A 19,203-nucleotide genomic window follows, 5' to 3' on the forward strand; every position below is an offset into this window, starting at 1 on the left:
CGGGTGCCCCTCACCTGTCGCCCTGAGCGTGCCGACCCATCGGCATGTGCTCGGGCGAGGCGGCGTATCGGGTCGGTGCCGGGCAGTCGGGATACGGCGGTGCCTGATCAGCGTGTATCTTGCCCGTCCGGCTTGAAGGAGACCGTGCGGAGTCGGAGACGATCCGCCCGTCGGCGAGGCGCACCACGCGCGAGCAGCGCGCTGCCACACCCTCATCGTGGGTGACGACCACGAGCGTCGAACCACGGCCCGTCGTGGAGTCCAACAGTTCTGTCAGCACCTCGGCGGAGGTGCGGGAGTCGAGCGCGCCCGTGGGTTCGTCGGCGAAGGTCACCACGGGCTGTGTGACCTGGGCGCGGGCGATGGCCACACGTTGGGCCTGTCCGCCGGAGAGCTGACCGATCCGCTTGTCGAGATGCTCAGCGAGGCCGAGGCGATCGAGCCACGCGCGGGCATGGCGGGTGGCCTCCGCTCGACTCATGCCCGCGAGCATGGCGGCGAGCGCGACATTGTCGACGGCGGTGAGCTCGGGCAGCAGCAGCCCCTGCTGGAAGACGAAGCCGAAGACCTCACGCCGCAGTGCGGTGCGGCCGGATTCCTTGAGCGAGGTGATGTCCGCGGCCGCGTTGCGGTCGGTCGCCGCGAGTCCGATGTGTCCCTCGTCGGGTCGGATGATGCCGGCGAGACAGTGCAGGAGAGTCGTCTTGCCCGATCCGGAGGGCCCCATGATCGCCAAGGATTCGCCGAGGCCTATCCCCAGATCCAGGCCGGCCAACGCATAGGTCTGCCCATAGTGCTTGGCGACGCCGCGGGCGGTGATGATTGCGGGAAGCTGAGAAGTGGTCATACCTCAATCGTGTCGCGGGCAGCGGCAAGTGACCATGGAGTCATCCGGTGATCGCAGGGAGGAAAACCCGAGGTCGGATCTCAGTTCCTCCCGGGACGAAACCCGCGTATGCTCTAGACCCCGCATCACTTTCGCATCGCTTCAAGGAGTCAGTATGAGAGCACAGTGGATCAGCATTCCGGTCGATGACCAGGCTCGCGCGCTGAAGTTCTACACGGACCGGCTCGGATTCATTCCGAAGGTCGACATTCCCGTAGGGGACGAGTTCCGCTGGCTGACCGTGGTCTCACCCGAGAACCCCGATGGCGTCGAGGTGGTCCTCGAACCGAAGGGGCACCCCGCGGCAGCGGAGTACACCGAGGCACTCAGATCCGATGGTGTGCCGATCAACCAGTTCGCCGTCGATGATGTCCAGGCCGAGTACGACCGCCTCGTCGGACTGGGTGTGACCTTCACTCAGGAACCGATGTCGATGGGGCCGGTCACCACTGCCGTTCTCGATGATACCGTCGGCAATCTCATCCAGCTCGTCCACCAGGACGCGAACACGGGTCAGCCGCCCGAGGCCTGAGCCCGCATCTGCCGGGCCCGGCCGCCGGGAACGACCCGGCCTGCCGGGCGCCGGCTTCGTCTCACCCCGGCAGCAGCACGATGACGGTGTGGATCGCCAGTCCGACGAGGGCTCCGATGACGGTCCCGTTGATGCGGATGTACTGGAGGTCGCGGCCGACGTAGAGTTCGATGCGCTCGGCGGCCTCCTTCGCGTCCCAGCGTTCGATCGTGTCGGAGATGACGCTGGCGATCTCCGGCCCGAAGCTCTCTGCGAGATCGCCGGCCGTGACGGCGATCCGGTCATCGATGCGGCGTGAGAAGTCCGAATCGGTCTGCAGGCGCTCGGCGAATTCGCCGATGAGCTGCCAGATGCGGGCGCGGACCTCGCCGTCGGTGTCGATGATGGCCTCGCGCAGCAGCTGTTTGAGCGAGTTCCAGATCTCGAGCACCGAGTCGACGACTCCATCCTGGCTGAGCAGGTCGTTGATGATGTCCTCGGCCCGAGCCGACAGCGACGAGTCGGATTCGAGGTCGTCGGAGAGGTCGACGAGCCAGGCGTCGAGCGCCTGACGGGCCTTGTGGTACTCGTTGTCACGGACATCGGCGACCCAGCCGAGCACTTCACGCTGCAGCCTGTTCGCCAGCTGTTCGTTGACGAAGTCGGGCACCCAGGACGGTGCCCGATTGTGGACGATCTCGTCGATGACCTGCGGATTGTCGCGCAGCCAGGTGTGCGCCTCGGTGATGATGAGGTCGACCAGTCTGTGGTGGGCCCCGTCGAGCACGATCTGGCGCAGCAGCTGTGCCAGCACCGGAGTCTTCCGCGTGGCCACGAGCCGGGGAACGATGACGTTTCTGGTCAGCGCCTGGATGGAGTCGTCGTCGATGCGGGCGAGCACGTACTCGAGTCCACCCGCGGCACGGTCGACCACGATGTCCCGGTTGCCGGGTTTGGCCAGCCATGCGCCGGCGCGATGGGAGACCTCAACGGATCGGATCTTCGTCGACACCGCCTCGGCGTGGAGGAAGTTCGCGGCGACGAAGGCCGACAGGCTCGCACCGAGCGTGTCCTTCTTGCGCGGGATGATCGCAGTGTGCGGGATCGGAAGGCCCAGAGGGTGGCGGAAGAGCGCGGTGACGGCGAACCAGTCGGCGATCGCGCCGATCATCGCCGCCTCGGAGGCGCGGGAGACGAAGCCCCAGACGCCGGTGTTGTCGGTGAAGATGTGGGTGGAGAGGAAGATGAGCGTGGCGAGGATGAGCAGGGACAGCGCAAGCGTGCGCATCCTCTTCAGCCCGCGTGCGCGCTCCTGGTCCTCGGGCCCGAGCTCGGCCGGACCGCCGGCCCCGCCTCCTGCACCGAAACGCGGCACGGATGGTGCTTTCTCGATCGACATCGTTACCCCCTGGGCACCGACTCTAGCGAAATCCCGGCGGTCGGCCTGCATCCGCAGGCGAGTTCACAGCTGGGAATTCGGCGGGGAGTCCCGACGAGAGCCCGGCCGGGAGCATCCCACACCGTTGCTGACATACCCCCGCGCCAGCAGCACGACGCCCCGTGCCCCGCACACCACACCGTTGCACCGGGTGGTTCTGTGACCACCTGTAGGTGAAGGAACAGCAACCTTGAGGCGGACCGCCTCGAACTGGCACCCGTCGATGGCGGTCTGAGTCTCACGCAATCCCCCGAACCTTCATCGCTCAGAGCCTGACGCGAACATTCCCGTTCAGACAATGCCGTCGGCCCGCTCGCGGGCGATACGCTCGGTGGATGGAGTACTTCGAGGATCGGAAGCGCGCGGAGTCATTCGGCGAGGCGGCCGCCGCCTATGACGCCTACCGACCGCGGTATCCTTCCGCGCTGATCACGGCGATCATGCAGGCCGCCGACTCCGGCGCGGAGGTTCCGCGAATCCTCGACGTCGGTTCGGGCACGGGCATCCTCGCCTCCCAGCTCAAGGATGCCGGCGGCGAGGTCCTGGCGGTCGAACCCGATGTCGAGATGGCCGCCGTGGCTCGGACGAAAGGCCTCGAGGTGGAGGTCTCGACCTTCGAGGACTGGGATGGACAAGACCGCACCTTCGATCTCATCAGCTTCGGACAGTCCTTCCACTGGGTCGATCCGCTGATCGCCCTGCCGCGGATCCGGGCCCTCCTCAAGCCCGGAGGGCGCTTGGCCCTGGCCTGGAACGATATCGAACCGAAGGGTGAAGTGCGCACCAGGCTCGAGGCGATCGCCGCACGATTCCATCCCGAAGGCACGCGCCCGAGTCTGGGAACTGCAGGCGCTGCAGAGACCTTCGAGACCGTCGAGCATCCGGCTCTCGCTCAGCTGCGCGCCACCGGTTTCACTGCCTGCGAGTCCTCGTTCACCGAAGATCTCCACTCCTCGAAGCACGATTGGCTGTCGATGGTTTTCACCTATTCGGCTCAGCTGACGATGGACCCGGTCAAACGTGCGGTCATGCGCGAGGAGATGGCCGCAGAGATCCCTGCCGACGGCCTCGACGCCGCCAATGCAGCCCTGCTCATCCTCGCCCGGATCTGAGCATCGGACACCGTCAGCCTCACACCGCACCGTCGCCTCTGTTCACCGCGGCCCACACTGTCCGCCAATGCTCAGCCAAGCTGTCCACCGTCTCGTGGGCATTCAGACCGCTGGGATGGGGCAGGGCCCACAGCGTTGTGCCATCCGGCCATCCGCTGATCCTGCTCGTGTCCTGCTCTCCCACTCGAGCCCGCGGTGCGCTGAATGCCGTCCGGAACGCGGTGATGCCGACAACGGCGACTGCTCGGGGGAGAATCGTGCGCACGCGGCCGACCGTCCGTTCACCGCCGCGCCGGAGCTCAGCGGCAGCGAGCTCGTCGGCTCGAACTGTGGGCCGAGAGACCAGATTGGTCATGCCGATGCCCCGCTCCGCGAGCATCCGCTCATCCGCACGAGACAAACCGCGAGAAGCGTCGACGGCGGATTCGATGACTCCCCCGAGATGGAGCGAAGGCCAGAAGCGATTCCCCGGTCGGGCGAAAGGCGCGTTGACAGCTGCGGTCCACGGGCTCGGGTTGACGCCGACGATGAGGAGACGCACTCTTCCCGCAGACCGCTCATCGTCCGGATAGGGAAGGACGTCGTCACGGCCGCTGCCGCGACGCCGGGCCAGCTCGAGGTCGCAGCGATCGGGCCGGCGCCCCTCTGACTGAGAGGGCGCGCGCCACGGACGCCAGTCGGAGGAGAGCGATGGGGTCATCGCTTCAGTCTAACGATTGAGCGCCGCTGCGCGCCGTGCTCATCGCGCATCAGAGACCGCGTGCTCCACACCCTCTCCGATCCCGAGCGACCCCGGTCCCGAGCGACCCCGGGCCGCCTGTTCAGAGGTCTCGCCCACCGAGCCGGTGCGCATCCGTCCGAAGCCCGCCCAGTAGAGTGAAGACGTCTGGTCGCCGCCGTTCTGCACCGGGCCGCACTCAGCCCTCCCCGCAGACCGACGACACGGCCGGATCGATACCATCCGCAGCCGACCAACAGGAGCAGTCGTGCCAGCTCAGCCCGCCGAGGCCACCATCGCCGAGATCACCGATCTCATCACCTTCGACACGACGAGCCGGGACTCGAATCTCCCGCTCATCGAACACGTCGAAGGTCGTCTCGCCGCCGCGGGCATCAGCTTCCAGCGGATCCCGAACGCCGAGGGCACCAAGGCGAACCTGCTCGCCACCATCCCGGCCGCCGACGGCACGACCACCGGCGGAATCGTGCTGTCGGGACACACCGACGTCGTCCCCGTCGACGGCCAGGACTGGTCCTCGGACCCCTTCACTCCCGAGATCCGCGAGAGCAAGTACTTCGCCCGCGGCAGTGCGGACATGAAGTCCTTCATCGGCGTCATCCTCTCCCGCCTCGAGCGACTGGCCACCGCCCAGCTGCGTGAACCCATCCACCTCGCCTTCTCCTACGACGAGGAGATCGGATGCGTGGGCGCCATCAGCCTCGTCGAGGCGATCACCGCCGCCGAGCTCGCACCCCGCGGCTGCGTCGTCGGAGAGCCCTCGAGCATGCGGGTCATCCGCGGGCACAAGTCGATGAACGTCTTCCGTGTCGACTTCCACGGCGTCGCCGCCCACTCCTCGCTCACGCCCGAAGGCGTCAACGCCATCGCCTACGCCTCCGAGTTCGTCGCCTTCGTCCACGCCGTCGCCGCCGAATTCCGTACCGAAGGGCCCTTCGACGAGGCCTATGTCGTGCCCTTCACCACCGTCACGGCGAACACTTTCACCGGCGGCATCGCCGTCAACACGATCCCCGCCGAGGCGAGCGTGCAGTTCGAGTTCCGCTCACTCGGCACGGTCGACCGTGAGGCGCTCATCGCTCGCTTCCGCGCCGAGGCCGAGCGCCTGGGCCGGGCCATGGCCGCAGAGAACGCCGATGCGGGCGTCGACTTCACCATCGAAGCCGAGGCCCCTGGCTGCGAGACCCCGCATGACGCCGAAATCGTCTCGCTCGCCGCGGACTGGGGCGGCATCGCCACCAATGACAAGGTCACCTACGGCACCGAGGCGGGTCTGTTCTCCGAGGCGGGCATCCCGACCGTCGTCTGCGGACCCGGCGACATCGCCCAGGCCCACGCTCCCGATGAATTCATCGAACTCGAGCAGATCGCCGCCTGCGAATCCTTCATCGACGCCCTCATCGTCGACCTCAGCACCGACCGTTCCTAGGTCAGCGCTCCTGACTGGCCTCAGCGACTCGGTGCGCCCGCACCGGTCAGCCAACGAACCGCATTCGAGAGCACCCGGATCCCACACCGGGTTCCCCTCTGCTGCGGTTCGTGCTTGGATGGAGCCACCAGCAATCCTCGGCAGCAGGGAGGCATCATGGGAGCCGAATTCTCCGTCGGTGACCACGTGGCGTGGAACTCAGAGGCCGGAGAGGTCTCCGGGACGATCACCAAGGTCCACACCTCGGACTTCGAGTACAAGGGTCACAACCGCAGGGCCTCGGCCGACGAGCCGCAGTACGAGATCAGAAGCGATAAGACCGATCACATCGCCGCGCACAAGGGCAGCGCTCTCCACCGCGTCGACAAGAGATGACGAGAGTTGCCCCGGCCTCCGACATCGCGCCGTTCCTGACCATCGGACATTCGAACCGGTCACTGAACGAGTTCATCGAACTGCTCACCGACACCGGCACCGAGGTGGTCGTCGACGTTCGCAAACTGCCGGGTTCGAACAAGAACCCCCAGTTCAACGCCGATGCCCTGACCACTGCGCTCGCCGAGGAGGGGATCGAACTCAGGCGGCTCGACGAGCTGACGGGTCGGCGTCCCGTCAGTCGAACTGTGCCCTTCGAGGTCAACGGATGGTGGCAGAACCGCAGCTTCCACAATTATGCCGACCATGCACTGTCCGAGGGCTTCCGCAAAGACCTCGACACCCTCGTCGGCTGGGGTGAGACCAGCCGTTGCGCGCTCATGTGCTCGGAGGCCGTCTGGTGGCGCTGCCACCGCAGACTCATCGCCGATTGGCTGCTGGCACGAGATCTCGATGTCGCCCACGTGCTCGGCCCCGGACATGTCGATGCGGCGAAGCTGAGCGAGGGTGCACACCTCGGTGAGGACGGGAGAGTCACCTACCCTGAACATTGAACCCAGCGTTGTGAACCACATGCACGAAAGCCGAGGCGGCACCCTGCTCGGGTGCCGCCTCGGCGGTGCTGAGGTGATCGGGCCGGGATCAGGCCTTGCCGATGACCTCGAACTTGATCTTCGCGGTGATCTCGTCGCTGACGCGCACGACAGCACTGTAGCTGCCGGGGGTCTTGACGTGACCGGTCAGAGCGACCTGGCGACGATCGAAATCGCGCCCGGTGACGTTGTGCAGAGCCTCGGCCACGAGAGCCGGGGTGACGGCGCCGAACAGGCGACCGTTCTTGCCGGCCTTCATGTCGATGCGAGCCGTGGTCGACTCGAGTTCGCCCTTGACCTTCACGGCCTCATCGTGGTCGGCGATCTGCTTGGCCTGGCGGGTCTTGCGGAGAGCCTCGATGTGCTTCTCCGCGCCTGCGGACCATGCGGATGCCCAGCCACGGGGCAGCAGCAGGTTGCGTGCGTATCCGGCACGAACCTCGACGACATCGCCGGCGGCACCGAGGCCGTCGACTTCCTGGTTGAGAATCACTTTGCGGTTAGGCATGTTTCTTTCCCTCCGATCAGCGAGCTGAGCTCGAGTAGGGCAGAAGTGCCATCTCGCGGGCGTTCTTGACAGCCTTCGCGATGACGCGCTGTTCCTGCACGGTCACACCGGTGACACGACGTGCACGGATCTTGCCGCGGTCGGAAATGAACTTGCGGAGCGTAGCGGTGTCCTTGTAGTGGATGTTCGCCGCTTCGCCCTTCTTGAGCGGATTAGCCTTCTTCTTGATAGGCTTCCGGATCTCTGGCTTTGCCATGAGTATCTCCTGTTAACGAAATGTCTTCAGACGTGGATCAGAACGGGGGTTCGTCGGCGCCCGGGTTGCCCCAGCCGCCGCCTCCGCTCTGCGGGTTCGATGATGCCCACGGGTCGTTTGCCGGTCCGCTGTTGCCCTGGCCGTAGCCGCCCTGCTGAGGACGACCCTGCTGGCCGCCCTGCTGGGGGTTGTTGCCCCATCCGGAGGACTGCTGGTTGCCGAAGCCGCCCTGCTGGCCGCCTCCGCCCTGGCCTCCGCCGAAGTTGCCGCCGCCGGAGAATCCTCCGCCGCCGGGGGTGTTCTTCGTCACCTGAGCGGTGGCGCGTCGCAGGCTGGGGCCGACTTCGTCGACGTCCAGCTCCATGACCGTGCGCTTCTCGCCTTCCTTGGTTTCGAAGGACCGGGACTTCAGTCGTCCCTGGACGACGACCCGAGTACCGCGCTGCAGGGATTCGGCGACGTTCTCTCCCATTTCACGCCACACCGAGCAGCGCAGGAACAGGGTCTCCCCGTCCTTGAACTCGTTGGCCTGACGGTCGAAGATACGCGGCGTCGAGGCCACGGTGAAGTTTGCGACTGCCGCACCATTCGGTGTGAAGCGCAGCTCGGGATCGCTGGTCAGGTTCCCGACGACCGTGATGACTGTTTCGCCTGCCATTGAATGCTCCTTGAAGCGAGGTAGCTTGAATGCCTTACTTGGCGTTCGGGCGGAGGATCTTCGTGCGCAGAACGGACTCGTTGAGTCCGAGCTGACGATCGAGTTCCTTGGTCGTTGCAGGCTCGGCGTGGAAATCGACCACGACGTAGTAGCCTTCGGACTTCTTCTGGATCTCGTACGCGAAGCGACGACGTCCCCAGATATCCACGTTGTCGACGGTGCCGTTCTCAGCCGGGACAACCTTGATCAGGTTGTTCACGGTGTCAGCCAGCGTCCGCTCTTCGAGGTCGTTATCAAGAATGAGCATGAGCTCGTATTGACGCATATGTCACCCACCTCCTCTGGTCTTTGCGGCCATGGTCGGTCCATGGCAGGAGGGTATATGCATGCCCGTTCCGCCTCCGTGCTGGTCACGAAATGGGAACAGACTTCGCTAGTCTAGTCGAACGGTGCTCCCGCTGTCATGTCCGAGCTCGTGCTCTTGCCCACGCCGAGGAGGAGATGCGGAGACCGGCATACCGCGGATGCGACGTCGGTAGAGGTTCTCACCGGCCATGATCACAACGAGGACGAGCGCGAGCAGTCGCAGCAGTGCGAAGACGGCGACGAACGCGGGGTCGAGTCCTTTCGCGGGCTCGAAGCCGGAGACGTCGCCGAGCTGGACGCCGATGGCGAACACCGCCTCGGCGAGGGTCCAGACGATGAGCACCCACCAGCGGCGGATCGCCAGGACGGCGAAGGGCAGGAGCCACAGACTGTCCCAGGGCATGAGACCCGGAGCCAGCAGCAGGCAGCCGCCGATGAGCAGGCAGGCGGACACGGCCGGGTCGAGTCCGGTGGCTCGAACCATGTACAGGCAGACCGCGACGGCCAGGATCACTCCGCCGCTGGCGATGATCCACAGCGGCGCCCACAGGGAGACGTCGCCGAGTTCGGCCATGAGCAGGATCGAAGCGAAGGAGCCGCCGTCGATCGCATCGGAATACCAGTGCACGATCCGATCGATGGCGGTCATGTCGATCGCGAGCAGCAGCGCCGAGGTGACCGTGGCCGAGGCCAGCATCATCCGCGGACTGCGGGGCCGCAACCTACGAGCAGGGTGCGGTCCGGCCACGGTCAGGGCGAGGAGGACTAGGAGGGCGAGCGGATTGATGAAAGTCGCGATGCCCAGCAGCACGCCGGCCAGCCAGCTGCGCGGGCGAATCGGCGGAGAGCCGGAGAAGAGGACCATCGCCCACACGCCCAGGGCGAGCGCTACCGGGTCGAGGGTCGAGCCGAGGGTGAAGAGGATGAGCGGGGAGGCGAAGACCGCCACCAGCCATGGCCGTTCGCGGGCCAGGATGAGGAGGCCTGCGCCGATGGCCGCGATGCCAGCGGTGTTGAGCAGGAGCACGACGGCCATGAACAGCGAGACGTCGTCGGTGACCAGATGCAGCAGGTCGACGAGGCGGCCCTCCAGCGGGGCCAGTGCCGCCGCTCCGCCATGGGAGCGTCCGAGCACCTCGGGGTTGACCTCACCGGCGAACGCCGTGGACAGCGGGCCGGCGCACATCCGCGCCGAGGCGGACGGCTGCGCGTACCCCGAGTTCAGGCACGGACCCTGCAGGGCCAGGGCGAGGAGAGTGGTGAGCCCGAGGACCGCCGCAAGGACGTAGGCCTGGCGGCTGCGGAACCGTGTCCCTGCTGCTGCCAGGTGAATGCCGACCGGACCGCCGAGCAGAGGCTCGGCGATCCGGGTACTGGGCTTCGAAGGCATGACTCGAGACTATCGGTCAGCGGGTGTCAGTCTCCTCCGAGTCCGTCACTGTCACCGGGTGGCTTGGGCGGATTCGACGGGACCGTTGGCTTAGGGAGTTCTCCGTCGTCCGAGTCATCCTTCGACGATCCGTTCCCGTTGTCGGAATCCTTATCACTGCCGGAATCCTCGTTGTCACCGGACCCATTTTCGGATCCGTCCTGATCCTTCGAGGAACCGTTGTCCTCGCGGCCGTCCTCGTCCTTGGAGTCGGAGTCCTTGTTCTTGTCCTTGCCATCGTCCTTGGAGTCGGAGTCCTTGTTCTTGTCCTCGTTGTCCTTCGGTTCCTTGGTCGGCGCCTTCTTCTCGGAGTCGTCGCCGTCGCTGCCGTCGTTGCTGCCCGACGGTGCCTCCGGCTGGGGCTTCGGAGCAGGGGCCGGGTTCGTGTTCTTCGGCTTCGGCTTATCGGGCAGTTCACCGCGGGCGGGGAACTGTTCGACCTTCTCACCCTCGAGCGCCTGCTGCATGTAGTCGGTCCACACCTGCACCGGGAAGGATCCACCGGTGACCTGGCCGCGACCGCCGTAGGCTCCGATCGAGACTTCCTTGCCGTCGACCTCACGGTAGAGGACGACCGAAGTCGCGAGGTTCGGGGTGTAACCGGAGAACCAAGCGGCCTTGTTCTCGTTCGTGGTGCCGGTCTTGCCGGCCGCCGGGCGACCGAGGTTCTGAGCGTAGCTTCCCGAACCGCCGTTGACGACCTGCTGCAGAGCGAAGGAGGTCTCCGCGGCGACTGCCTTGTCGAAGACGCGCTTGCCCTTGCTCTCGGCCTTAAACACTTCCTCGTCGTCGGTGCCCTGAGTGATCTTCTTGATCGAATGGGTTTCGTGGCGGACGCCGTTGGACGCGAAGGTCGCATAGGCCGTGGCCATGTCGATGGGCTTGACGCTAGCCGTGCCCAGCACGTTCGACGGGTTCGGGGTCAGGCCGATCGAGCAGCCTCCGGTGCTGCCGGACTCCATCTCCTCATCGGTGCAGTTGCCGCTCAGTCCCGCACGCTGCGCCACATCGACCGTCTTGTCCGGTCCGACCTGAACGTTCAGTGCGGCATAGGCGGTGTTGATCGAGGACTGGGTCGCTTTGAGCAGGCTCACCGGGCCGTAGCTCGTGCTGCCGAAGTTGTTGACGGTCCACGGGGTCCCATCGTTGTTCAACGTCGTCGGGCTGGATCCGGGATAGGTGTCCGTCAGACGCACACCGTTCTCCAGACCGGCGACGAGTGCGAACGGTTTGAACGTCGAACCCGACTGCACATGGCTCTGCGTGGAGGCGTTGAAAGCCTGGTCGAGGTAGTTCTTTCCCCCGTAGAAGGCTTCGATCCCGCCGTTGTCCGGATCGATCGAGACGAGTCCCGCCTGCATGCCATCCGGCTGGTTCGGCGGCAGGGACTTGATGGCCTTCTCGGCCGCCTTCATCCGATCCTTGTCGAAGGTCGTGACGATGTTGTAGCCGCCGCGGTCGAGCTGGGCCTCGTCGATGTCGAGCTTCTTCAGCGCCTCGCGCCGGACGAAGTCCCACATGTAGCCCTTCTGGCCCGACAGCGAGGACTCCTTGTTCGCCTTCTGCACCTTCGGCATCTCGACCTTCGCGGCCTGCTCCTCGGTGATGAAGCCTTCGTCGGTCATCGACTTGACGACATAGTTGAAACGGTCCTCATACGCCTCGGGGTTCTCCGAAGGATCGGCGGCGCCCGGGCGCTGGATCATCGCGGCCAGAAGAGCAGATTCGCTGACATCGAGATCCTTGGCCGGCTTGTCGAAGTAATTCTGTGCGGCCACCTCGATGCCGTAGGAGCGCCGACCGAGGTAGATCGTGTTCAGGTAGTTCGCGAGGATCTGGTCCTTGGACTGCTGCTGGTCGATCTTCAGCGAGATGAACATCTCCTTGATCTTGCGATCGAAGGAGTGCTCATTCGTGAGGTAGAAGTTCTTCACGTACTGCTGGGTGATCGTCGACCCGCCGCCCGCGTACTTATTCGTCGCGACGCCGACAACAGCGCGGGAGAGGCCCTTGATGGAGATGCCGCGGTTCTCATAGAACGAGGTGTCCTCGGCCGCGATCGCGGCCTTCTGCATCGGCTCGGAGATCTCGTCGATGTCAACGGACTTGCGGTCCTCCACCTTGTACTGACCGATCGGCGTCTTGCCGTCGCTGTAGAAGATCGTCGAGGTCTGACCGGTCGCCTCGAGGTTCGGCTCGGGGATGTCGGTCGAGGCATACCCGATGGCGAAGAGCACGCACAGGGCGATGATGACGCTGAGCCCGCCGACGACGAGTACGCGGATGCTCGGCAGGTAACGAGTCCAGCCGCTGACACCCGCTCGCGGGTAGTTGAGCAGATTCTTCGTGTTCCTGCCGATGTTCTTCGCTGTGTGTTGTCCCTTAGCCACCCAAGGTCCTCCAGGTCAGTCAGCCTGCCGCATTGCGTGGCGACGAGGTCCGAAAAAGGTCAAAGACGCCAATCAGTCTCGCACGCATTCTTTAGTAGAGCGTGAAAAACTGCTGAACCCCGCGCCGAATCACCGGGCGAGGTTACCGAATGGTTCATCGAGTAACCCTGTTCAAGGCATCTCATCAGGCATTTTAATTCAAGCCCTGAGAATCAACCACGCCGTGTGCGTGTTTGCTCACATTCAAAGACTCAGTCTCTCTCACCTGCTGCTCGCCGAGGCGGCCCCGAGTGGGCACCGGACGGCGGCTCAGCTCTTGAGATCGAAGTCCGTGTCCGCGTACTCATTGCCCTCGACCACGGGCTCGCCGCTGAAGGGGTGCAGCTGGTCCTCGCGCGCACGCAGCTCGACACGGCGGATCTTGCCGGAGATCGTCTTCGGCAGCTCGGCGAACTCGAGACGGCGGATGCGCTTGTACGGCGCGAGGTTCTCCCGACAGTAGGCGAGGATCGACCGGGCGGTCTCGGCGTCGGCCTCGAACTTCTCGGAGACGACGACATAGGCCTTGGGCACGGCCAGACGCACCGGGTCCGGCGAGGGCACGACAGCCGCCTCGGCGACGGCCTCGTGCTCGATGAGCACGCTCTCGAGTTCGAACGGGGAGAGGCGGTAGTCGCTGGCCTTGAACACGTCATCGGCTCGCCCGACGTAGGTGATGAACCCGTCCTCATCGCGTTCGGCCACGTCGCCGGTGTGGTACACGCCATCGGCGAACGCCTCGGCGGTCTTCTCCTCATTGCTCCAGTAGCCGCTGGTCAGGCCGATGGGGCGAGGGTCGAGTCGGAGGCAGATCTCTCCTTCGTCGCCTTCTTCACCGGTGGCCGGGTCGATGAGGACCACGTCGAAGCCGGGCAGGGCCTTGCCCATCGACCCGTATTTCAGCTCCTGGTCCGGAGGGTTGCCGATCTGCAGGGTCGATTCGGTCTGGCCGAAGCCGTCGCGGATGAGCACACCCCAGTCACTCTTGACGCGGTCGATGACCTCGGGGTTGAGCGGCTCTCCGGCGCCCAGGGCCTTCGTCGGCGGTGTCTTCAGATGCTTCAGGTCGGCTTGGATGAGCATGCGCCACACGGTCGGCGGGGCGCAGAAGCTCGTCACCCCGACCCGGTCCATGGTCTCCATGAGCGCGTTCGCGTCGAAGCGTGAGTAGTTGTAGAGGAAGACGCAGGCCTCGGCGATCCACGGGGTGAAGATGTTCGACCAGGCGTGCTTGGCCCAGCCGGGCGAGGCGACGTTGAGGTGGACGTCGCCGGGGGTCAGGCCCATCCAGTACATCGTCGACAGGTGGCCGACGGGGTAGGACACATGCGAGTGGGCGACCATCTTCGCCTTCGAGGTCGTGCCGGAGGTGAAGTAGAGCAGCAGCAGATCATCGGCCCGCGACTTGCCCTGCGGGTCGAATTCGGTGCTCTCCTCGGCGGCTTCGGAGTAGGTGTAGTCCTGCTGGCGGGTGGCTTCTCCGCCGACGACGATGCGCACGACCTCGAGCTCGACCTCGTCGAATTTCGCGGCGTCCTCGGTGCCGGCGACGACGAATTCGGCCTTGCCGCGTTCGACCCGGTCATTGAGGTCGATGGGGCCCAGCTGCGTGGTTGCGGGCAGGAGGACGGCACCGAGCTTGATGCCGGCGAGCATCGTCTCCCACAGTTCGACCTGGTTGTTCAGCATGACCATGACGTGATCACCGCGCTTGACTCCGGCCCGACGCAGGTAGTTCGCGACCTGGTTCGACCTCGCGGAGAGCTCGGCGAAGCTCCACTTGCCCTCGGATCCGTCCTGCTCGACGATCCACAGCGCCGGATCGTCATTGTTCTCCGCGATCCGGTCGAACCAGTCGAGTGCGAAGTTGAAATGTGTGAAACGCGGCCATTCGAACTTCTCACGGGCGGTGTCGTAGTCGCTGCGGAGCTCGATGAGCTGATCTCGGGCTGCCCGGAACTCGTCGGTCACTGTCATTGCTGTCTCCTCACATCGTCGCCCGCGTCACAGCGTGTGACGTCTGGCACAAATCTACGCGATACCGAAGCTATCAGCACCACGCAGACGGGAGCTCAGCGGGGGTCGGTCACCGACCGTTGTCCTCCCACCAGGACCGCAGCTCTGCCTCGGCGCGTTCGGGACCCAAGGGACCATGTTCCATCCGCAGCTCGAGCAGATGCTTGTAGGCCTTGCCCACCAGGGGTGACGGTTCGATGTCGAGGATCGCCATGATCTGCCGGCCGTCGAGGTCCGGACGGATCGAATCGAGCTCCTCCTGCTCGGCCAGAACCTCGATGCGCTCTTCGAGATCGTCATAGGCGAACGCCAGCCGATCGGCCTTCTTCTTGTTCCGCGTCGTCACATCGGCGCGGGTGAGGATGTGCAGTCGGGTCAGCAGCGAGCCGGCGTCCGTGACGTAGCGGCGCACCGCCGAGTCCGTCCACCCGGCATCGCCGTAGCCGTAGAAGCGCAGATGGAGCTCGACGAGGCGGCCGACCGCCTTCGTCGTGTCCTTGTCGAAGCGCAGCGTCTTCATCCGCTTGGCCGTGAGCTTCGCCCCCACCGCGTCATGGTGGTAGAACGTCACAGCGCCCCCGGGCTGGAAGCGCCGGGTCGCGGGCTTGCCGACATCGTGCATGAGGGCGGCGAAGCGGACGACGAAGTCCGGGACGTGCAGGCGCTGCGGGTCCCTGTCGTCCATGCCGGCTTCCCGCTGTGCGGCGGCGTAGCGCTGTTCGAGGTCGATGGCCTGACGGAGCACGGTCAGCGAATGCTGGTAGACGTCCTTGTGCCGATGGTGCTCATCGGTCTCCAGACGCAGTCCGGACACCTCGGGCAGCACATGGTCGGCGACGCCCGTGCGCACGAGCAGATCGATGCCGGCTGCCGGGTCAGTGCCGGTCATGAGCTTGACGAGTTCGACCTGGACGCGTTCGGCGGAGATGATCTCGATCCTCTCGGCCATCTCACTCATCGCCTCTTCGACCTCGGCGACGGGAGCGAGTCCGAGCTGGGAGGTGAAGCGAGCCGCGCGCATCATCCGCAGCGGGTCGTCGGAGAACGAATCGGCTGCCGTCCCCGGCGTGCGGATGCGTCCGGCGATGAGATCCTCGAAGCCGTCGTGCGGGTCAACGAAGGTCTTGCCCGGCAGGCGGATCGCCATCGCCCCGATGGTGAAGTCACGACGGACGAGGTCGGCATCGAGATCCTTGCCGAAACGCACTGTGGGCTTGCGCGAATCCTCCTCGTAGGCCTCGGCGCGATAAGTCGTGATCTCGATCTGCACGCCGGACTTCACCGCGCCGATGGTGCCGAACTCGCGACCGATGTCCCAGTGCGTGTCGACCCAGTCCGCGATCAGCGCGAGGATGTCGTCCGGTTCGGCGTTCGTCGTGAAGTCGAGGTCGGGCATGGGACGGCCGAGCAGCGCGTCGCGGACGGAACCGCCGACGAGGGCGAGTTCGAAGCCGGCCGCAGAGAACCTCTGTCCCAGGGGGCCGAGGATGTGCTCGAGCTCATCGAGCTTGTCGTGCAGTCGGGTATGCGCGGTCTGCGGATCCACCGAGCTCCTTCTTCCAGCTGTCTGCTCTTGCTCCACCGCCTCGGTGCAGGCGGAAGTTCTGGCCTCCATAAGCCTACCGGGAGCCGATGACACGGAACTTCCAAGATTCGCCTACTAAGGTAGGAGAATGACCACACCGATGCCCAAGCCGGGACCCCGCACGTCCCGCCGCACCACTGTGGAGGAGATCTCCGCCGGTGGCATCGTCGTCGACTTCTCCCACCCGAAGCGCACCGTGGCCGTCATCGCCCGCATCAATCGGGCCGGTCGGATCGAATGGTGCCTGCCGAAGGGCCATCTCGAAGGCACGGAGACCCCCGCCGAGGCGGCCCGCCGCGAGATCGAGGAGGAGACCGGGATCCGCGGCCAGATCATCTGCCCGCTCGGCACCGTCGACTACTGGTTCACCGTGACCGGGATCCGCATCCACAAACTCGTCCACCATTTCCTCCTCCGTGCACAGTCGGGGACCCTGACCGTGGATAATGATCCTGACCAAGAAGCGATCGATGCGGCGTGGGTGCCCTTTGACGACCTGCGTTCGCGACTCTCCTTCGCCAATGAGCGCCGCATCGTCGCCGCCGCCCGCCCGATGGTGTCCCAACTGGAGCAGTGAAACCCATTCCCATCCGCCACATGCGATTCCTCACCGCCCTGCTGAGCACCCTCCTCCTGCTCGCAGGGCCGGTTTTCGCATTTCCCGTCCTGTCCGCGGCGCCCGCGGCGGCGAGCACGACGGACGGTGCCGCCGACGATGACGTCACGATCACCCTCGACGAGGTGACCCCCTGGGTCGACGAGGAGGGGACGCTGACGGTTCGCGGACACGTCTCGAACACGACGAAGAAGCCGATCGAGAACCCCAGCCTGAGGTTGGAGATGTCGACCCGCACGCTCGATTCGGAGTCCCGCCTGAGCTCCTGGAAGAAGAGCCAGGCCCGGCACCGGACCATCGCCGATCTCGAGGACGACGGTCCCGAAGCGCGCAAGAAGGCGGAGAAGGACGGCGGCGAGGACGAGAGCTCGCCAGGGACGAGCGTCGACGCGTCCTTCGACGACCGGATCGATCCCGGCGCCTCCGCTGAGTTCACCGTCACCGTGCCGGCGGACGACCTCGGGCTGAAGAAGTCCTCGCCCGTGAGCTCCTGGGGTCCGCGGGGCCTCGCCGTGCAGCTCGGCGACGAGTCCGGACTGCGTGCCTCGGAGATCGGCTTCACCACCTGGTATCCCGATCCGAAGTTCGATCAGACGAAGGTCAGTCTGCTCGCGCCCGTCACCCTGCCCGGTCACACCGAAGGCGGGCTCATCGATCCCGATCGGCTCGACAAGGCCATCGCCGAGGGCGGTTCGCTGGCGACGATCGGTAAGCTGCTCGAGAAGAAGGAGGTCGGACTGGCTATCGATCCTCGCGTCATCGCCTCCTTCGAAGCCGCGGTGGCCGAACCGCCCGACGCCGACGGCGAGGCACCCGAGGAGACCGAGGAGCCCTCCGACAAGGACGGCGGGCAGACCCGTACGCCGCAGGTCCCCGCCGCCGAGAACGACGAGGGCGATGTCAGCGCCGCCGAGCTCGAAGCCGAAGCCGATCAGCGCAAACGCCTCGGCTCCTGGTACCGGGACTTCGTCTCGGCGGCACAGAAGCACACGATCATCGCCCTGCCGTTCGGAGATCCGGACCTCAGCGCGCTGCGCGGCAGCAGGATCGAGCATCTGAGCACGTACGCACAGAAGCAGCGCGGACTCGTCAAGGACGTGTTCCCCGAGGCACGGACCGACATCGCCTGGCCGGTAGCCGGCAGCGCCACGAAGAACGGGCTGCGGGCGCTTGAGAAGACGGGCAACAGCGCAGCGATCATCAGCGATGAGCAGCAGCCTTCGATCACCGGCATCCACGACGACGCGCATTCGCAGACGACGATCACGGACGACGGGGAGTCGACGATCGACACTCTCGTCACCGATTCGAAGCTGACGGATCTCAGCGCCGAGGCGATCGCCTCGGATCATCCCGCTTCGGAACTGTCCGAACTCATCGCCGAATCGGCCGCGATCCAATCCGAAGCCCCGTATCGCACGCGTCGGCTGCTCGTCCCTCTGCCGCGCGCGGCCGCCTCGGAGGGGTGGGAGCAGACGGTCGAAGCACTCAACTCCGCACCCTGGATCGATCCGACCGGGCTCGATGAGCTCCTCGACTCGCCCTCCGAATCGCGGGGACTGCTCCAGTCGCAGTCCGATGCGCCGCACATCCGGAAGAAGGCGGTGAGATCCCTGGCCGAGACCCGCGCCGGCCAGGCGGAGTTCAACAGCGTCTTCACTGATCGCGAAGGCGCCGACATCCGGTTGGACCGTGAACTGCTCAGCTGCACCTCGGCGGCGTGGACGCTGGGCAGGAATGCGAACATCTGCGCCGATGCCGCGCGCGAGCAGAGCCGGAAGCTCATGGACAGCCTGCACCTGCGCAAAGGATCGTCGGTCCTCCTCGTGACCGGGGAGAAGACGACGATCCCGGTGACCATCGTCAATGATTCGCCCGCCGAGGCGACTCTGCGGATCCGGATGAAACCGGCCACTCCGCAGCTGCGGGCGCAGACCACGGAGACCGTGAAGGTGCCGGCAGCGGAGACGATGCGCGTCGACGTTCCCGTCGAGGGCCTGGCCAACGCCGATGTGCCGACCACGATCGAGATGGTCACGGCAGACGATGTCGTCCTTCCCAAGCACGAATCGCTCATGGTCAGGGTCCGCGCCGACTGGGAGAACATCGGCACCGCCGTGATCGGATTGGCCCTGGCCGCCGTGTTCGTGATCGGCTTGGTCAAGACGATCGCGCGCGGGCGCCCGAAGATCCCCGAACAGCAGCTGGCCGATGCGATGGCGCGCGCCCAGACCGACGAGAACGAAAAGAGGTAGCG

General features: G+C 65.6%; 18 protein-coding genes. 7 read left to right on the forward strand and 11 right to left on the reverse strand.

Features of this window, described 5'->3' with window-relative positions; translation table 11 throughout:
• Positions 1 to 10: 10 nt before the first annotated feature.
• Positions 11 to 847: an ABC transporter ATP-binding protein gene (locus tag IIE29_RS06540; RefSeq protein ID WP_209324422.1), complete on the reverse strand. Its 837-nt coding sequence runs from the start codon at positions 845 to 847 to the stop codon at positions 11 to 13.
• Positions 848 to 1,001: 154 nt separating this feature from the next.
• On the opposite strand from IIE29_RS06540, the gene IIE29_RS06545 reads away from it, so the two are divergent.
• Entirely contained in the window at positions 1,002 to 1,418 is a 417-nt protein-coding gene (locus tag IIE29_RS06545) for a VOC family protein (protein WP_209324423.1), read from the forward strand.
• Between the two features lie 61 nt (positions 1,419 to 1,479).
• Here IIE29_RS06545 and IIE29_RS06550 read toward each other — a convergent pair whose 3' ends face one another.
• A complete protein-coding gene (locus IIE29_RS06550; protein ID WP_209324424.1) occupies positions 1,480 to 2,796 on the reverse strand; it encodes a DUF445 domain-containing protein in 1,317 nt (438 codons plus the stop codon).
• A 374-nt stretch (positions 2,797 to 3,170) separates the two neighbouring features.
• Between IIE29_RS06550 and IIE29_RS06555 the strand changes: the two genes are divergently transcribed.
• Complete coding sequence (locus IIE29_RS06555; protein WP_209324425.1) at positions 3,171 to 3,947, forward strand: class I SAM-dependent methyltransferase; 777 nt, start codon at positions 3,171 to 3,173, stop codon at positions 3,945 to 3,947.
• A 19-nt stretch (positions 3,948 to 3,966) separates the two neighbouring features.
• Here the strand turns inward: IIE29_RS06555 and IIE29_RS06560 are convergent, their stop codons facing one another.
• A complete protein-coding gene (locus IIE29_RS06560; RefSeq protein ID WP_209324426.1) occupies positions 3,967 to 4,647 on the reverse strand; it encodes a mismatch-specific DNA-glycosylase in 681 nt (226 codons plus the stop codon).
• Positions 4,648 to 4,933: 286 nt separating this feature from the next.
• Here IIE29_RS06560 and argE point away from each other — a divergent pair, with 286 nt between their 5' ends.
• The 3 genes from argE to IIE29_RS06575 all read left to right on the forward strand — a co-directional run bounded on the left by argE (position 4,934) and on the right by IIE29_RS06575 (position 7,044).
• Positions 4,934 to 6,115: an acetylornithine deacetylase gene (gene argE / locus IIE29_RS06565; RefSeq protein WP_343071819.1), complete on the forward strand. Its 1,182-nt coding sequence runs from the start codon at positions 4,934 to 4,936 to the stop codon at positions 6,113 to 6,115.
• Between the two features lie 156 nt (positions 6,116 to 6,271).
• Complete coding sequence (locus IIE29_RS06570; protein WP_209324427.1) at positions 6,272 to 6,490, forward strand: hypervirulence associated TUDOR domain-containing protein; 219 nt, start codon at positions 6,272 to 6,274, stop codon at positions 6,488 to 6,490.
• Complete coding sequence (locus IIE29_RS06575) at positions 6,487 to 7,044, forward strand: DUF488 domain-containing protein (protein WP_209324428.1); 558 nt, start codon at positions 6,487 to 6,489, stop codon at positions 7,042 to 7,044. Before IIE29_RS06570 ends, IIE29_RS06575 begins: the two co-directional genes overlap by 4 nt.
• A gap of 88 nt (positions 7,045 to 7,132) precedes the next feature.
• Here IIE29_RS06575 and rplI read toward each other — a convergent pair whose 3' ends face one another.
• The 8 genes from rplI to IIE29_RS06615 form a co-directional block, all read right to left on the reverse strand.
• Positions 7,133 to 7,591 (reverse strand): 50S ribosomal protein L9, encoded by a 459-nt coding sequence (gene rplI, locus IIE29_RS06580; RefSeq protein WP_209324429.1) that lies wholly within the window; start codon positions 7,589 to 7,591, stop codon positions 7,133 to 7,135.
• A 16-nt stretch (positions 7,592 to 7,607) separates the two neighbouring features.
• The gene (gene rpsR / locus IIE29_RS06585; protein ID WP_025779604.1) at positions 7,608 to 7,847 is read right to left on the reverse strand and encodes a 30S ribosomal protein S18; all 240 of its coding nucleotides are present in this window, start codon (positions 7,845 to 7,847) and stop codon (positions 7,608 to 7,610) included.
• Positions 7,848 to 7,884: 37 nt separating this feature from the next.
• Positions 7,885 to 8,505, reverse strand: a complete 621-nt coding sequence (locus tag IIE29_RS06590) for a single-stranded DNA-binding protein (RefSeq protein WP_209324430.1) — start codon at positions 8,503 to 8,505, stop codon at positions 7,885 to 7,887.
• A 34-nt stretch (positions 8,506 to 8,539) separates the two neighbouring features.
• On the reverse strand, positions 8,540 to 8,830 hold the full coding sequence (gene rpsF / locus IIE29_RS06595) for a 30S ribosomal protein S6 (RefSeq protein WP_209324431.1): 291 nt from the start codon (positions 8,828 to 8,830) through the stop codon (positions 8,540 to 8,542).
• A 108-nt stretch (positions 8,831 to 8,938) separates the two neighbouring features.
• Positions 8,939 to 10,261 (reverse strand): hypothetical protein, encoded by a 1,323-nt coding sequence (locus IIE29_RS06600; RefSeq protein ID WP_209324432.1) that lies wholly within the window; start codon positions 10,259 to 10,261, stop codon positions 8,939 to 8,941.
• Positions 10,262 to 10,287: 26 nt separating this feature from the next.
• A complete protein-coding gene (locus IIE29_RS06605) occupies positions 10,288 to 12,690 on the reverse strand; it encodes a transglycosylase domain-containing protein (RefSeq protein ID WP_343071820.1) in 2,403 nt (800 codons plus the stop codon).
• A 309-nt stretch (positions 12,691 to 12,999) separates the two neighbouring features.
• The gene (locus IIE29_RS06610) at positions 13,000 to 14,706 is read right to left on the reverse strand and encodes an AMP-binding protein (protein ID WP_209324433.1); all 1,707 of its coding nucleotides are present in this window, start codon (positions 14,704 to 14,706) and stop codon (positions 13,000 to 13,002) included.
• A gap of 109 nt (positions 14,707 to 14,815) precedes the next feature.
• Positions 14,816 to 16,291, reverse strand: a complete 1,476-nt coding sequence (locus tag IIE29_RS06615) for a CCA tRNA nucleotidyltransferase (RefSeq protein ID WP_343071821.1) — start codon at positions 16,289 to 16,291, stop codon at positions 14,816 to 14,818.
• A gap of 127 nt (positions 16,292 to 16,418) precedes the next feature.
• On the opposite strand from IIE29_RS06615, the gene IIE29_RS06620 reads away from it, so the two are divergent.
• Both IIE29_RS06620 and IIE29_RS06625 read left to right on the forward strand, forming a co-directional pair.
• Positions 16,419 to 16,907: an NUDIX domain-containing protein gene (locus IIE29_RS06620; RefSeq protein ID WP_209324435.1), complete on the forward strand. Its 489-nt coding sequence runs from the start codon at positions 16,419 to 16,421 to the stop codon at positions 16,905 to 16,907.
• A gap of 20 nt (positions 16,908 to 16,927) precedes the next feature.
• Positions 16,928 to 19,201 carry a DUF6049 family protein gene (locus IIE29_RS06625; protein ID WP_209324436.1) on the forward strand — a complete coding sequence of 758 codons (2,274 nt, stop codon included), beginning with the start codon at positions 16,928 to 16,930 and terminating at the stop codon, positions 19,199 to 19,201.
• Positions 19,202 to 19,203: the final 2 nt, after the last annotated feature.

It is taken from the genome of Brevibacterium renqingii, from assembly GCF_017808095.1.
In the GTDB taxonomy this organism is placed as follows: Bacteria; Actinomycetota; Actinomycetes; order Actinomycetales; family Brevibacteriaceae; genus Brevibacterium; species Brevibacterium renqingii.

What these genes read in the sequence shown, in the direction of transcription:
- IIE29_RS06625 (WP_209324436.1), top strand. Translation starts at nt 16,928, where the DNA reads ATGCGATTCCTCACCGCCCTGCTGAGCACCCTCCTCCTGCTCGCAGGG.
- rpsR (WP_025779604.1), bottom strand. Translation starts at nt 7,847, where the DNA reads ATGGCAAAGCCAGAGATCCGGAAGCCTATCAAGAAGAAGGCTAATCCG.
- IIE29_RS06590 (WP_209324430.1), bottom strand. Translation starts at nt 8,505, where the DNA reads ATGGCAGGCGAAACAGTCATCACGGTCGTCGGGAACCTGACCAGCGAT.
- IIE29_RS06620 (WP_209324435.1), top strand. Translation starts at nt 16,419, where the DNA reads ATGACCACACCGATGCCCAAGCCGGGACCCCGCACGTCCCGCCGCACC.
- IIE29_RS06555 (WP_209324425.1), top strand. Translation starts at nt 3,171, where the DNA reads ATGGAGTACTTCGAGGATCGGAAGCGCGCGGAGTCATTCGGCGAGGCG.
- IIE29_RS06600 (WP_209324432.1), bottom strand. Translation starts at nt 10,261, where the DNA reads ATGCCTTCGAAGCCCAGTACCCGGATCGCCGAGCCTCTGCTCGGCGGT.
- IIE29_RS06540 (WP_209324422.1), bottom strand. Translation starts at nt 847, where the DNA reads ATGACCACTTCTCAGCTTCCCGCAATCATCACCGCCCGCGGCGTCGCC.
- IIE29_RS06550 (WP_209324424.1), bottom strand. Translation starts at nt 2,796, where the DNA reads ATGTCGATCGAGAAAGCACCATCCGTGCCGCGTTTCGGTGCAGGAGGC.
- rplI (WP_209324429.1), bottom strand. Translation starts at nt 7,591, where the DNA reads ATGCCTAACCGCAAAGTGATTCTCAACCAGGAAGTCGACGGCCTCGGT.
- IIE29_RS06575 (WP_209324428.1), top strand. Translation starts at nt 6,487, where the DNA reads ATGACGAGAGTTGCCCCGGCCTCCGACATCGCGCCGTTCCTGACCATC.
- IIE29_RS06560 (WP_209324426.1), bottom strand. Translation starts at nt 4,647, where the DNA reads ATGACCCCATCGCTCTCCTCCGACTGGCGTCCGTGGCGCGCGCCCTCT.
- IIE29_RS06610 (WP_209324433.1), bottom strand. Translation starts at nt 14,706, where the DNA reads ATGACAGTGACCGACGAGTTCCGGGCAGCCCGAGATCAGCTCATCGAG.
- rpsF (WP_209324431.1), bottom strand. Translation starts at nt 8,830, where the DNA reads ATGCGTCAATACGAGCTCATGCTCATTCTTGATAACGACCTCGAAGAG.
- IIE29_RS06570 (WP_209324427.1), top strand. Translation starts at nt 6,272, where the DNA reads ATGGGAGCCGAATTCTCCGTCGGTGACCACGTGGCGTGGAACTCAGAG.
- IIE29_RS06545 (WP_209324423.1), top strand. Translation starts at nt 1,002, where the DNA reads ATGAGAGCACAGTGGATCAGCATTCCGGTCGATGACCAGGCTCGCGCG.